12 protein-coding genes are annotated in these 14,159 nt (G+C 43.6%); 4 read left to right on the top strand and 8 right to left on the bottom strand.

Translation table 11 applies throughout. The features are described 5' to 3' along the window. Positions 1–32 precede the first annotated feature (32 nt). The 4 genes from ACTJKG_RS17215 to ACTJKG_RS17200 form a co-directional block, all read right to left on the bottom strand. The gene (locus ACTJKG_RS17215) at positions 33–1,235 is read right to left on the bottom strand and encodes a sodium:proton antiporter (RefSeq protein ID WP_440739909.1); all 1,203 of its coding nucleotides are present in this window, start codon (positions 1,233–1,235) and stop codon (positions 33–35) included. Positions 1,236–1,440: 205 nt separating this feature from the next. Next, entirely contained in the window at positions 1,441–2,103 is a 663-nt protein-coding gene (locus ACTJKG_RS17210) for a VOC family protein (protein WP_172337041.1), read from the bottom strand. 214 nt (positions 2,104–2,317) lie between these two features. Further along, a complete protein-coding gene (locus ACTJKG_RS17205; protein WP_440739908.1) occupies positions 2,318–2,779 on the bottom strand; it encodes a hypothetical protein in 462 nt (153 codons plus the stop codon). Between the two features lie 75 nt (positions 2,780–2,854). Further along, positions 2,855–5,092 (bottom strand): sodium-translocating pyrophosphatase, encoded by a 2,238-nt coding sequence (locus tag ACTJKG_RS17200; protein ID WP_440739907.1) that lies wholly within the window; start codon positions 5,090–5,092, stop codon positions 2,855–2,857. Between the two features lie 285 nt (positions 5,093–5,377). Here ACTJKG_RS17200 and ACTJKG_RS17195 point away from each other — a divergent pair, with 285 nt between their 5' ends. The 4 genes from ACTJKG_RS17195 to ACTJKG_RS17180 all read left to right on the top strand — a co-directional run bounded on the left by ACTJKG_RS17195 (position 5,378) and on the right by ACTJKG_RS17180 (position 9,500). Then, positions 5,378–6,814, top strand: coding sequence for an amino acid permease (locus ACTJKG_RS17195; protein ID WP_172337038.1), 1,437 nt, complete (start codon positions 5,378–5,380; stop codon positions 6,812–6,814). After that, complete coding sequence (gene dacB / locus ACTJKG_RS17190) at positions 6,789–8,198, top strand: D-alanyl-D-alanine carboxypeptidase/D-alanyl-D-alanine endopeptidase (RefSeq protein WP_440739906.1); 1,410 nt, start codon at positions 6,789–6,791, stop codon at positions 8,196–8,198. The genes ACTJKG_RS17195 and dacB overlap by 26 nt, the downstream gene beginning before the upstream one ends. 265 nt (positions 8,199–8,463) lie before the next feature. Then, entirely contained in the window at positions 8,464–9,105 is a 642-nt protein-coding gene (locus ACTJKG_RS17185; RefSeq protein WP_440739905.1) for a hypothetical protein, read from the top strand. Further along, positions 9,102–9,500, top strand: coding sequence for a hypothetical protein (locus ACTJKG_RS17180; protein ID WP_440739904.1), 399 nt, complete (start codon positions 9,102–9,104; stop codon positions 9,498–9,500). The genes ACTJKG_RS17185 and ACTJKG_RS17180 overlap by 4 nt, the downstream gene beginning before the upstream one ends. A 105-nt stretch (positions 9,501–9,605) precedes the next feature. Here the strand turns inward: ACTJKG_RS17180 and ACTJKG_RS17175 are convergent, their stop codons facing one another. From ACTJKG_RS17175 to ACTJKG_RS17160, 4 genes are all read right to left on the bottom strand, one after another. Next, complete coding sequence (locus ACTJKG_RS17175) at positions 9,606–10,025, bottom strand: OsmC family protein (RefSeq protein WP_172337035.1); 420 nt, start codon at positions 10,023–10,025, stop codon at positions 9,606–9,608. Between the two features lie 87 nt (positions 10,026–10,112). After that, the gene (gene namA / locus ACTJKG_RS17170) at positions 10,113–11,198 is read right to left on the bottom strand and encodes an NADPH dehydrogenase NamA (RefSeq protein WP_440739903.1); all 1,086 of its coding nucleotides are present in this window, start codon (positions 11,196–11,198) and stop codon (positions 10,113–10,115) included. A gap of 190 nt (positions 11,199–11,388) precedes the next feature. After that, positions 11,389–13,338 carry an outer membrane beta-barrel protein gene (locus ACTJKG_RS17165; RefSeq protein WP_440739902.1) on the bottom strand — a complete coding sequence of 650 codons (1,950 nt, stop codon included), beginning with the start codon at positions 13,336–13,338 and terminating at the stop codon, positions 11,389–11,391. Next, positions 13,295–13,801, bottom strand: coding sequence for a carboxypeptidase regulatory-like domain-containing protein (locus tag ACTJKG_RS17160; RefSeq protein ID WP_440739901.1), 507 nt, complete (start codon positions 13,799–13,801; stop codon positions 13,295–13,297). Before ACTJKG_RS17160 ends, ACTJKG_RS17165 begins: the two co-directional genes overlap by 44 nt. Positions 13,802–14,159: the final 358 nt, after the last annotated feature.

Genomic DNA, 14,159 nt, shown 5'->3' with positions numbered 1-14,159 from the left:
ATGATTTATAACTTTTCAAAAGAGCGAGTGAGCTAAACATCACCAAATTCCTGACTCTGACTGGTTGCCTGTCTTTTGGTTACCAGCAAACCAAGGCTCAGTATAATACTGGTACCCAACACTACCACAAATAACAAACTGGCGCCAACCTGCGGGATGCGCAAATTGGCCGGCAGGTTATAATATAATAGTACATTGATCAATCCGCGGGGTACAATAAAAAGCTCGGGCATCAGGTCGGTTTTGGATACCAGTTTAATGTACAGGAAACGTACTATGTAAATAGAAACCAAAATGGCCCCGGCGCTCAGCAAAATTGGCATATCGTTCAACTCACGTATATTCATGGTATAACCAAAAACGATGAAAAAGAATGTACGCATCAAAAAAGCGCTTTCGGCCGAAAGCTGGTGCAATTGCTTAATATCATGCTTAAAGGCAGGGTAAATAAACGTTTTCCTGAACCAGGAGAAATTGATCTGGTTGGCATTGTTCAGGAACAAACCCAAAGCCAATACGATGATGAGCGCCGATAAATGGTATGATTGCCCGATAGAATAAACCAGGATCAATAATGATATGATCAGGAACGATTTAATATGATGTTTTAAGCGCCCGATAACATATAACAAGGCCAGACACGACAGGATAGCCACCAGGATAATACCCGTAAGCTCGCCACCCAGCTTGGCAAATGAACCTATATCTATCTTAGGATTCCGGACGATAAAATTAAACAGCACTACCGTAAGGATATCCGAAAACGAGGACTCATAAATAATAAATTCCTTTTTACTCTTGATGAGATTGGCTGCAGAAGGTATGGCGATAGACGAGCTCACCACGCAATAAGGTATGGCATTCACAAAGCATTTGTAGATGCTTTCGCCGGTAAGGTAATAGATAATACCGGTGATGGCTACCGAACTCAATAACAACACACCCAATGCCGAAAAGAATGCCTTTTTGATAACCGCGTTTTTATCGCTGTTATACCGCAGCTCCAGGGCCCCTTCAAATACGATCAGTATCAAACCCAATGTACCCAGCGTGGGCAGGATGAGCGAGAAATTGAGCATTGGGATATTGAAGTATTCTACCACCTGTTTCAGCCCAATGCCCAGCAGTAGCAATAAAATAACCGATGGGATCTTTGTTTTACCGGCCAGCAGATCAAACAGGTAGGAAAATATGACCAGTCCGCTAAGTATAATAAGGGTTGTGTATGTAGTCAAATTGGGGGGTGCTTTAATGTTTGTCCGTAAATGAGCCTAACATACGAAATTCAGGTATTGTTTTGGATATGGCTTGTTTATGGATCCGCCAAATAGGTTTATTACCTATTGATGTTATTTCGGCTGATTTATTCTTGTTTCGCCTAAAAATATATTTTAACGGGTAAAGTTTGTCGTGCTTTACACGTTTTAAAACGCTATAACTTCAGGCATGGTTTACATGCAAAATATGATCCTCATTTTTTGAGAAGAATGTGAGCTTTGTCCAAAATGGCTGAGCTTTCTTATCCGTTGGGAACCAATTCCGGTTTGGATCAACCAATATAAACAGACCGCCCTCATCTCCCAAGGCCATAAAATTATCCTGTTTGGGTTGTTTGGCATAATAATCCAAACCGTATCTGGCTATAAGATCATCAGCACAAGCTTGCACATTTGAGGTCACTATACCAATTTCGCTTACGTGCAGAATGGAATCACCGCTAAACGGAGCCTCGGATTGGTTTAGAAGATCGTACCTGCATATCAATTCCAGCAGGTTCTCATTGTTATCATAAAAATAAAATGACCGGGCGTTCCAAAGTTTAATGTCCGAAAGGTAAGTATCAGCAATAACCGGGAGTATGGTTACTTTTTCCTTTATCCATGCCAAAGCTTCTTCGAGTTTATTGGTGGGGATATCGAATGCCAGATGATAATTGGGATTTACGCTTTCTTTTGAATGTATAAAAGTGACCCTGGTTTTGCCTATTAAAAATGAAAGCTCGTTTTCTGTTTTCCGGTTAGTTTTAATATCGAGTACATGATTGTAAAATTGCTCTGTTACCGGCAGGTTATTCGTCAGCAAATGAATTTCCTTAATTTTCATAGTAGTAGTAGTAGTAGTATAGGGTGATGTGATACCGCTAATTTAGAAATTACTTGATGCTTGAAGTATTACAAGTAAAAACATGGGAATAGAATGATAAAGTAGTTCAATTATTTTCGTTCCCTCAGGGTCTCCTGAAAGGGGCCCTGAGGTTCATCGTATGGTAATTCAAAACGCAGGGCCCGCTGCGAGAAACCCTGCGGAGACGAAAAATTCAGGTATTGTTTTGAAGAGGCAGATCTCGTTGCGCCACAGCTCTCCATTTTGAAAAATATAACCAACTGTTTCCTGCAAACATAATAATAGAACTTAATACCCACAGCCAGTAACCTAATTTGTAACTGATGATCTGACCATAACTTCCAGCTTCATTTACCATGATTTTTGAAAATGACAGGAAGAAAAGCGCGGTAGCAACCGCTAAAAAACTCATTAGTAAAGAAAACTCAGGACTTTTTTTAGCCAATATCCATGAAGCTAATAAGAACGGATTTGCAAGCCATGTAATGCCTGCACCACCAAGTAAAAGACCTATTGCACCCGAAAAAACTGCCGCGATCGAATATCCACAACTATCGGTTGTACAATAACATTGTTGAGTTAATGAAATAAGAAAAGCCACAATACTTGTAGTAAGAATTATATCCCGGGGATTGAATTGCTTTAACTTTTTCATCAGAACTAAGATATATCTTTCCTCCAACAAAAAAGAGCCGCCCTTTCAGGCAGCTCCTCAACACTACTATTTGAATTAAAGCTTTTTGTCGGCCTTGATCACTACGTGGGTGATTAGCGATTGCCGGTGCACCTCACGTTGGGCATGCTGACTGCCAGCATCCGAGTGATTGAGATGTGGCGCGATCACCAATGAAACGATCGACATCAGTTTGATGAGGATGTTCATTGACGGGCCTGAGGTATCTTTAAACGGATCGCCCACGGTATCACCGGTTACGGATGCTTTGTGTGGCTCCGATTTTTTGTAGTGGATCTCGCCATTGATCTCCACGCCTTTCTCAAATGATTTTTTGGCGTTATCCCATGCACCACCCGCATTACTCTGGAAAATACCCATCAGCACACCTGATACGGTAACACCTGCCAGTAAGCCCCCCAAAACTTCGGGGCCAAAAGCAAAGCCAATGATAATAGGCGTGATCAGGGCGATCAAACCGGGAGCAACCATCTCGCGGATAGAAGCTTTGGTTGATATAGCCACGCATTTTTCATACTCGGGTTTGGCTTTATATTCCATAATACCCGGTATTTCGCGAAACTGGCGTCTTACTTCTTCCACCATGGCCATAGCCGCCCGACCTACTGCAGAAATACATAAAGCCGAGAAGATGAAGGGGATCATCCCACCCACAAACAAACCAGCCAAAACATCGGCTTTGTAAATATCAATATGCTCGATACCGGCCACACCCACAAAGGCCGCGAACAAGGCCAGTGAGGTTAACGCGGCCGAAGCAATGGCAAATCCCTTACCTGTAGCAGCGGTAGTGTTACCTACGGCATCCAGGTTATCTGTACGGTGACGTACTTCTTCGGGCAGTCGGCTCATTTCGGCAATACCACCGGCATTATCGGCAATAGGGCCAAAAGCGTCGATAGCCAATTGCATAGCTGTAGTAGCCATCATACCCGCGGCAGCAATCGACACACCGTATAAACCTGCAAAATGGTATGAGCCGTAAATACCTGATGCCAGTACCAAAATAGGCAATACTGTTGATTCCATACCTACAGCCAAACCACCGATGATGTTGGTAGCATGCCCGGTTGATGACTGGCGGATAATGCTAAGTACCGGGCGCTTGCCCATAGCGGTATAATATTCGGTGATGATGGACATTAAGGTACCAACAATAAGGCCCACAACTATCGACAGGAAAACCCCGTCTTTAGTAAATATTAACGAACCGGCTTTGATAGAACCATTAGCCTCATCGCGCGACATATGGAACTCACCAGCAGGCAACATCCATTGTACCACAAAATACGTGGCAATAGCAGTTAAAACGATAGACGCCCAGTTACCAATATTAAGTGCTTTTTGAACGCTATCGGTCTCGTTTTTGATTTTCACAAAGGCTGCACCTACAATAGAAAATATCAAACCTAAGCCAGCTATCACCATGGGTAATAATACCGGGGCAATACCACCAAAAGCATCATGCGATACAATTTCGCGTCCCAGTACCATAGTAGCCAGCATAGTAGCCACGTATGATCCAAACAAATCGGCGCCCATACCGGCCACGTCACCCACATTATCGCCTACGTTATCGGCAATAGTGGCCGGGTTACGTACGTCATCCTCGGGGATGCCCGCTTCCACTTTACCAACCAGGTCGGCACCTACGTCGGCTGCTTTGGTATAAATACCACCACCCACGCGGGCAAATAATGCTATCGATTCGGCCCCCAGCGAGAAGCCCGCTAAAACATCAAGCGCTTTGGCCATGGCTTCGCTGTTTACATCAAGTCCATGGCTTTTAACATACATGGTATAAAAAACAATAAATAATGATCCTAAACCAATAATGGCTAAACCGGCAACCCCTAATCCCATTACCGTACCACCGGTAAAGGAAACTTTTAAGGCTTTGGCCAAACTGCTACGCGCGGCCTGTGTGGTGCGCACGTTGGCTTTGGTAGCTATACGCATACCCAGGAAACCTGCGAATGCTGATAAAAACGCGCCAATTAAAAACGATATGGCAATAACCGGGCTTGATGTAGCCACTGTGGTGCCCGACCAGGCGAGTAAAATGCCCGCTATAAGTACAAACCCGCTCAGTATTTTCCACTCCGCACGTAAAAAAGCCATTGCCCCATCAGCAATATAGCCTGCCAGTTGGGCCATGTCGCCGTCGCCAGCATCTTGTTTGGTAACCCAGGCAGCTTTAATCGCCATCGCGAGAATGCCTATAAGGCCTATTACCGGAATTAAGTAGATCAAGTAGTTGTTCAAAAAATCCATGTTCACAAATTTGGTTTAGTAATGGTTTAGTAAATGGTAGTCAGAAGCCAGGTATTGCCGAACAGGAAGCACCGATAATTTCAGAACGGATATTTTGCGGTGTATCAAAAATCTTTATATTTGATAACCGATCCTCGTTCTAAAAATCCCTGCCTCAAAAATTCGTAATCCTTAGCCTCTATTAATTGGTGGATGCAAAATAGTAATTTTATTTTCTTTACAAAGAGCCTGCTTATTATAAAGTTTTTTAAATAGTTTAGGCCTTTAAACCCCTTTGAATAACACATGACAAAAAAAACTGATCAACCAAAAATGAAACACGAACTGAGCCTGCTCGACGGCACCATGCTGGTGGCGGGCTCCATGATAGGTTCGGGTATTTTCATTGTAAGTGCTGACATTATCCGCAACGTAGGCTCATCTGGCTGGCTAATAGCCATTTGGGTACTCACCGGCTTTATGACCCTCACCGCCGCCTTGAGCTATGGCGAACTCAGCGGCATGTTCCCCAAAGCCGGCGGACAATACGTTTACCTGAAAGAAGCTTATAACAAATTCATTGCTTTTTTATATGGCTGGAGCTTTTTCGCGGTGATACAAACCGGCACCATAGCCGCTGTGGGTGTAGCTTTCTCTAAATTTACTGCTTATTTAATACCCGCTTTTAGTGAAGATAATATCCTGCTGAATTTGGGTTTCATGAAAATCAGCGCGGCCCAGGTAGTATCCATCGTACTGATCATATTTTTAACTTTTATCAATACCAGAGGCGTAAAAGGCGGAAAGCTGATCCAAAACACATTTACGTTAACCAAACTGCTAAGTCTTTTTGGATTGATCGGTTTTGGTTTTTTAGCCTTAAAAGGTGACATATGGCATGCCAACTGGAGCAATGCCTGGGATATTCACAACTTGAGTAAAGACGGTAGCATTACCGCTTTAACCATAGGCGGAGCATTGGGCGCTATCGCGGCAGCCATGGTAGGTTCTATATTCAGTAGCGATGCCTGGAACAACGTAACCTTTATTGCCGGTGAAATGAAGAACCCCAAACGCGATGTGGCGCTGAGTTTGGGGCTGGGCACCTTAATTGTAACCATTATTTATGTATCGGCCAACGTGGTGTATACAGGAGTGCTGCCTTTGCATGATATTGCCAATGCCGAAAAAGACCGTGTTGCAGTGGCAGCCTCGCATGTGATATTTGGTAATATCGGCACCTATGTTATCGCGGTGATGATCATGATATCAACCTTTGGTTGTAATAACGGATTGATCCTTTCTGGTGCAAGGGTATATTATTCCATGGCCAAAGATGGTCTTTTCTTTAAACGTACCGGCGATCTGAATAAATTTGGGGTTCCGCAATTCGGCTTATGGATACAGTGTGTGGTGGCTTCTATACTATGTTTAAGTGGGCGTTACGGCGATCTGCTGGATATGATATCCTTTGTGGTAGTGATATTTTATATGCTTACCATCATCGGTATTTTTATTTTACGCGCTAAACACCCTAATGCCGAACGCCCTTACAAAGCCTTTGGTTACCCTATTTTACCTGCTATTTATATTTTAATGGGACTGGCATTTTGTATATTGCTCATTATATATAAACCGCAATTTACCTGGCCAGGCTTAATTATTGTACTGATAGGTATCCCGATATATTTTATATCGCAGCGGAACGTTAAACATCATGATGAAACGGTTACTGGCAGTTAGTTTATTTTTAATAAGCGGGCAGCTTTATGCCCAGGATCTTCAGCAGAAATTATCGAATGCCTTTGGCAGGCTGCAAACCGATAGTCAGTGCAGCTATGCATCATTATCACTAACAGTACTGGATGCCAAAACAGGCGAACAAATATTTGCCGCCAACCCCAATATGGGGTTGGCTACGGCATCAACCCTAAAAACTATTACCAGCATAACGGCCTTCAATATTTTGGGGGCCGATTTTAAATACCAGACCCAACTGGGCTACGCCGGTGAAATTGCTACTGATGGCACGCTCAATGGCGATGTGATCATCAAAGGCGCGGGGGACCCTACCCTGGGCAGCTGGAGGTATGAACAAACCAAAGAGGCTCATGTATTAACCCTGATGACCGATGCTTTACAAAAAGCAGGTATCAAAAAAATCAATGGTCGTATTATTGGCGATGATAGTATTTTCGGTACGCAATCTATCCCCGAAGGGTGGATATGGCAGGATGTGGGCAACTACTATGGCGCGGGCACATCGGGCCTGTGCTGGCGCGAGAACCAGTTTGATATCAAATTGCGAACCGGTGTGGTAGGTAACCCGGTTGGTATATCCCGTACCGTTCCCAACATCCCATACCTTACTTTTAAAAGCGAGTTGATCAATGGCGAATCAGGCTCCGGCGATAATGCCTATGCCTTTTTGCCCGTTGGCAGTTCGGTGATGTATTTGCGAGGTAGTTATGCTATTGATAAGGAGAAAAAGAGTATATCCGCAGCCCTCCCCGATCCGGCTTATGATGCTGCGCTGCGTTTATCAGATACCTTAAAAAAATTAGGCGTTTTAGTAACTGGTAATCCAGAATCGGCGACTACTTTAGCGGCTAAGGATCTGAAATTGCCGCTCATCGCCAAAAACTTAACTACTATATCGTCACCGCCATTGAGCCGCATTGTTTACTGGCTCAACCAAAAAAGTATCAACCTGTATGCCGAGCAGCTGCTCAAAACCATTGCCTGGAAACAGGGCCGCAAACCTACATCGGCCAACGGAGTTGAAGAAGTTCAAAAATTCTGGAAAACCCGCGGTATCGACCCGAACAGCATCAATACCTACGATGGCAGCGGCCTGTCGCCAGGCGACAGGGTAACTACCTCAACACTGGCCAAAATACTGCAATCGGCCAAAAAAGAAAGCTGGTTTGCCGATTTGTATGAGAGTTTGCCGGTTTATAACGACATGAAAATGAAAAGCGGCAGCATCAACAGTGTGCTATGCTATGCAGGCTATCAAACCCATAATGGCCGCGAGCTGTGCTTCTCTATCATGGTGAACAACTTTAACGGATCAAGCAGGGGCATCAAAGAAAAGATGTTCCGGGTGCTGGATGTGCTGAAGTAGAGCTCCCTCAATATCATTAAGTGAAGTGATTTGCAAACCCCATCAGGATTAAAACTTTGTAGAAAAAAGTCCGTTCTCATTCAGTGCCGTAGGTACTATACTCTGGTTCCATACCTACAGCATGCTAAATGTTTATTATTGGGTTTTCTACAAAGCTTTTACTCCTACGGAGTATTCCTAAATAATGACAGTGCCCAATCTTTGAAGGGGGAGCTTTTTGATTTGCGGTTTTTATATCCTAAATTTATTACCAGCAACCTGAATCATGAAAGTATTAACCTTAACCCCACGTAAACCGATCATTTATCTGCCCGGGGTGATCAGCCTGGTGTTGCTGCCTGTGTTTTGTTTGGTGTTTTTGTTTCAACATAAGGCATTTGTACATCTGGGCTATATTGATGTTGCCATGTATGAATCTGGATGGGATGCAAAAAAAATCTCCGAAACATACCATACCCAATTCCCTCCTGTTCGGAATTATGTAGATATCAACCTGGATGGTAATGATGCCGCCAATAAAAGCCGTTTAGATTTTGCACGGTTAGAAATAAGGGAAATACTCCAATCAAAGGATACTCATAAGGGGGTCAGGTTTCATTTTGGAAAAACCAGCAAATACTGGTCATATGTACAGGCACATAATTTATGCCAGATAGAAGGTGTTCTGGCCTATACCCCGTATCAGGATGATATATATGCAGGTTATGTAGCTCCTCAAAAGGATAGTAAATCTTATGCAATGCCGTGTGGAGGTATTAGATATACTTATGTTGAAATTAAAACCGATCAAAAAATATGGGAGGAACAGGTGCAAATAATCAAGAAATTTTATGCGCCTGCTTTACTATTTGCAATGATGGCGTTTTTTACTGTAAAAAGATCGAGCTTCATTTTTAAACGAATATGAAAAAACTAAGCATAGCTATCATCCTAATAGCATCCACCCTCTTCGCCTGCAAGCCTAAAACCAATCCTGCCGATGAGATTAAAAGCATCCGTTTTAAATTTACCGAGCTGGGGCGCGAAACACAATTCAGGATAACCTGCGATAAGTTTGATTATTACTTTCCGGAAAGCAAGGTTAAAAATTTCACGCAAAAAGCAGGTATCGACAGTGTGATGCAGTTATTAACCGATATGAAAAGGACAGATGATGGTTATCAGCCCGATGTTCGCGGAAAGATTTATCTTACCCACCCCAACAACACCGTCGATACCCTTTGCGTAGGTGTAAAAGTACTCACCTATAAAAGCGGCACTTACGAAACACCGCAGGCTTTGCTGGCGCTGATACAGAAATAAAAATCAAATATGTCATTGCGAGCGCAGCGTGGCAATCTCCTCGCGTTTATATCAACGAGGAGATTGCTTCGTCGTTCCTTCTCGCAATGACACGTATGGGAATTTTTAAGCGTAAGTAACGTTTAAAGTAATAGGTACGCTCAGTGCTTTTGAAATAATGCAATTGGCTTTGGCGCCTTCGGCAATTTGTTTAAAGGTTGCCTCATCAACACCGTCAATAACAGAGCCTTTTAGTTCCAGGTGAATGTTCGTAACTGCCAAACCAACCATATCCAGATCCAATATGGCATCGGTGGTCAAATCATTGGGCGTAAAACCAGCTTGGGTTAAGGCAGCGCCAACGGCCATGGTAAAACAGCCTGCGTGTGCTGCAGCAAGCAACTCTTCGGGGTTAGTACCGATACCATCGGCAAAACGGGTTTTAAATGAATATTGGGTTTTGTTTAGCACGGTGCTCTGGGTGGTAATCTCTCCCTGACCTGCTTGTAATGTGCCGTTCCAATGGGCGTTTGCTGTACGTTTCATAGTTGTTGTTTAAATGATGTTTTTTGTGTTGGTTAGTACCAAAGTTAGCAGTTCAAAACAAGTGTAAGCTCTTTTTCCCTGTTCTTTTTATCTTTTTTCTGCAGACGGCCATTTGGCACGTTCATATTGCACAGGCCATTTTACTTCGTGCCCTAATTCATGCGCGGCACGTAACGGAAAATGCGGATCGCGCAGCATTTCGCGGGCCAGGAATATGAGGTCGGCCTCCCCTTCTTGTATAATTTCATCGGCCTGGTAAGCGGTAGTTATTAGTCCTACCGCCCCTGTAAGTATACTACTTTCCTTTTTAATTTTCTCGGCAAATTCTACCTGGTAACCCGGTTTTAAGGGAATCCTGGCACCCACTACGTTACCGCCGCTTGAGCAATCAATCAGGTCAACTCCTTTATCTTTCAATATTTTGGCCAAGGCTACGGAGTCATCGGCCGTCCAGCCCCCTTCCGTCCATTCTGTTGATGATAGCCGTACAAACAAAAGGTTTTCTTCGGGCCAAACCTCCTTAACGGTTTCCACCACCTCAAGCAGCAAACGGATACGGTTGTCAAATGACCCGCCATATTCATCTGTACGTTGATTACTGATAGGCGATAAAAACTGATGTATCAGGTAGCCGTGTGCACCATGCAGTTCAATTAACTTAAAACCTGAAGCTAAAGCCCTTTTGGTGGCCGCTTTAAAATCGGCCTTTATTTTTTCAATGCCTGTTTTATCCAGTGCAAGCGGCGCCTCTTCACCTTCGGCAAAGGGGATGGCGCTTGGAGCTAATGTTTGCCAGCCTTTGGGCTGGGTTGAAGGGATTTGTTTACCCCCGTTCCAGGGCTCCACATGACTGGCTTTACGCCCGGCATGGGCCAGTTGTATGCCGGCAATAGCTCCGTTGGCATGTATAAAGTCGGTAATGCGTTTTAGTTTTTCGATATGCTCATCACGATAAATACCCAGGTCGGCAAAAGTAATACGACCTTCGGCCGAAACTGCGGCGGCCTCGGTAATGATGAGCCCGGCGCCACCAATGGCCCGGCTGCCCAGGTGAATGAGGTGCCAGTCGTTGGCAAAACCATCCTCGGCAGAGTATTCGCACATAGGCGATACCACAATACGGTTCTTTAATTCGATGTTTTTTATTCTTAGGGGAGAAAACAGATGAGCCATAGTTAATCTTTTAGGCAAATATGGTAACTAACAGCATTAAAGCGCTCACTGTTTTGTAAAATACACGATAGGTAAGCTAAAAGCTTAAAGCCGAAGGCTCAAAACTTTTTTATGATCGTGTGCGCTTTTAGCTTTCCATTTTTGAGAGTGCCTTTCGCTTTAAGCTTTCAGCCTTCGGCTTTAAGCTTTCTCAATGTATCCTTCCGCGTTCCTCCTCGTTGCCCGTGTCGCGTTTTTCGGCAGTAGTTTCCCGGCCAAAGCGATAGCTTAACGCCAATTGTACAAAGCGATTGAGCTGGAAGTTGGTGAACTTGCTCCTGATACCGTTAACGGTAGTTGTTACCGCCGAAGCACTGCTCCTGAAAGCATCGTTAAGATTTAGGGTAATGTTTAGCTTTTTTTGCATGGCCAATGCGGTAAAGCCTATGTCTAGTTTATAGTAGGCGTCTGAACGGCCAATATGATCAACCTCCGGAAACTGGTACCAGAAATTCACAGCCGCGGCAAAAGTTTTACCGGCATTAAAATAAGCCGTATTATTGGTGGCCAGGTAAGCCCCGTACCCGCTGATGCTTTTGATATAAGACAAGCTGGAATGCGCGTCGGTATGATAAAAAGTGGCCTGGTTATTATTATCCAGCCAGGAAAACAGGTGTAGCGACAAATTCTCAGATACTCCTACCCGGTAAGTTTTTATAAAATTAAGGGGTATGGTGCGCACCAGGTTGGTATCGTCGCTGGCTATAGTTAGGTTGTTAAACCCATTGTCGGTAATGTTTAAGAACAAGCCCGAGGTGAGGATATTTTTGTAGGTATGTGATAGCTCGAGGTTGCTGTTATATTCCGGCTGCAAAAATGGGTTGCCCTCGCCATAGCTGTAAGCCGTAAATAATGATTTGAATGGGTTCAGGTTCCAAAAGGTAGGCCGGTTTATCCTGCGGCCAAAGCTTAGTGAAAAGCTGTTTGCCGTATCAGCCTGGTACGATATCAGCACTGAAGGAAACAACTGCAGGTATTTCTTAGTGTTCACCTGTTTTAGCGTGTAAGAAGTGCCTTTGGTTTCGGTGTACTCAGCACGCAGCCCTGCCTGGTATTTCCATTTATCCTTTTCCTTGTTCAGGTTGATGTAGAGTGATTGCGTGTTCTCGATATACCGGAACTCGTTGCTCAGATTGGTATTATACGTAAGTTCGTCATTAGGGCCTTTATTATAATAATAGGCGTTACTGTAGTTATTGATAAAACTCAGTTTACCACCAAAAGCCAATTTGGCAAAGCTGGTGGGTATCTCGGCATCCGCTTTAAAGGTGTACAGGTTGATTAGCTGCTTGTTGGTATCAAAATACCGGGTGTTACTGGCCGGGATCACCTGTCCGTTGGGCAGGTAGCTGTTACTTTCAAAGTCCGACCGGTCATTACGGTTATAATTAAAATAGTCGGCATTAAGTACTAATTTTTTGCCGGTAGTATCAAAGTTGATCACCGCGTGCGTGTTACCCGAATTGCTGATAGCTATGGGGTGATAAGTGGCATAAGTTCTTAAGGTTGAATCCAGACCGCCGCTGGTATTATAAACAGGATTGTTCACATGATCAGATCCGTCATAAACACTTTTGCCCCCCAGGTATGATAGGCCAATGGTGGTTTTGGGGCTTACCTTATAATCGACCCCGGCAATAATATTAAAATTGTGTCCCCTGTAATTGCCCGTATCTGTTTGCAGCCAGCTTTGTTTAGGGTAAAAAACATCTGTTTCAAAACCTTCCAGTTCATGATCATGATCCATACTGACATTGGTATAAGCCGACCATTTATCAGCATTATAATTCAAATTGGCGCTGCCCGCGGCCAGCCAGTAATTACTGGTACCAAAAACGTTGGCCGGGCTATGCAGCGATTGCCTGTCGCCGAGTTGTACATTGCCCGAAAATCCTTGTTTGCTGCTGCGTTTAGTGGTTATATTAATGAGTCCGGCATTACCATCGGCATCGTAATTGGCCGATGGATTTTTGATCACTTCTATTTTAGAGATCTGGTTAGCCGATATCGACTTTAAATACCGGGCCAGGTCGGTGCCGGCCAATTGCACAACCCGATCATTCACCATTACTCTTACCTTTACCCACAATGCTGATGTCATCTCCATTTACTTTTACTCCGGGAACTTTACCTATGGCAGTCAACGCGTCGGTACCTGTCGCGGTGATATTGGCAGATACATTGTAAACCAGTTTTTCCTGGTTATTTTCAACAGCGGCTTTGTTAGCGGTAACCACCACCTCGCCCAATTGCGTGTTTGACGTTTGTAGGATAACGCTAACCACCGTATCTTTTATAATGGATAATGGCGATTCATATTTAGTATAACCCGTAAACGCCACAGTAAGCAAGTACTGCCCGGTTTGCAGATTTTGAAAAGCAAATTTACCCTCCGCATCCGTTTGTAAAGATTGATTTTTATTACTGCCAATGCTGAGCAGGCTTACACCCGCATAGCCTAAAGCGTGTTTAGAAGCGTCGGTCACGGTTCCTGTTAATTTTATTTGTGCCGAAAGGCCAGTGCATAAAAAGGCTAAAAAGAGTAAAGTACCAGTAAATTTCAAAGCAGGCAGAGTTTATAATTTGGCTAATAATAAGGAAAGATAGCAGAAATGGGAAATTTTTGCTAAGATATACCAAAAGGGAAAGAATGAATATCGCTGATACAAACAATATCCTAAATTATAGCATTTAAAAACCGGTAAACCATAAAACTTTGCAGGTTAAAATGTTTTTTTAAGAAAAACAGGCGGAATTAAGCCGAAATAAATAAAAAAAAGAGAGCGATCTGTTTAACTTTAAGAATATTTTTTGATTTTACCGGTGTTTATTTAACAGTTATTTTTGCTTAAAAGGTAATGTGTCATTAAAACACCGATTTTACCGGCTTCCGCTACAAATGAGGCACTTACATAAGTCCTT

The organism is Mucilaginibacter sp. 22184, assembly GCF_052045695.1.
In the GTDB taxonomy this organism is placed as follows: domain Bacteria; phylum Bacteroidota; class Bacteroidia; order Sphingobacteriales; family Sphingobacteriaceae; genus Mucilaginibacter.
Note: the sequence above shows the minus strand (reverse complement) of the source record. Positions and strands in the feature narration are given on the sequence as shown.